At 36.8% G+C, this 318-nt stretch carries 1 pseudogene; it reads left to right on the top strand.

Annotation, left to right across the window (positions count from 1 at the left end):
- Positions 1 to 318: pseudogene (locus tag PSI06_RS21215) on the top strand (copper resistance system multicopper oxidase); the annotation flags it as partial.

Here is a 318-nt window from a genome sequence, read left to right as displayed (position 1 = left end):
ATGTATTTAACTTTAATCAACCTACTGTTCCAGAGTTTTTTGATGACATTTCAAATAGCAGCGTTTCAAATGCGCTACAACGCCGGGAAATGTGGAATAAAATGAGAATGAACCCTACAGATCTTGCTGACTTATCAGCATCTGCAATGACTTTTTTAATGAATGGTAGTACGCCAATGTCAAATTGGCGAGGAATGTTTAAAGCTGGCGAAAAGGTTAGGCTTAGATTTATTAACGGTTCTAGCAATACGTTTTTTGATGTAAGAATACCTGAGCTGAAGTTAACAGTTGTACAAGCTGATGGACAAAATGTTGAAC

The organism is Pseudoalteromonas sp. GABNS16E, from assembly GCF_028598715.1.
GTDB lineage: Bacteria > Pseudomonadota > Gammaproteobacteria > Enterobacterales > Alteromonadaceae > Pseudoalteromonas > Pseudoalteromonas atlantica.
The sequence above is the reverse complement of the archived record's forward strand: the minus strand, read 5'-3'. Positions and strand labels throughout refer to the sequence as shown.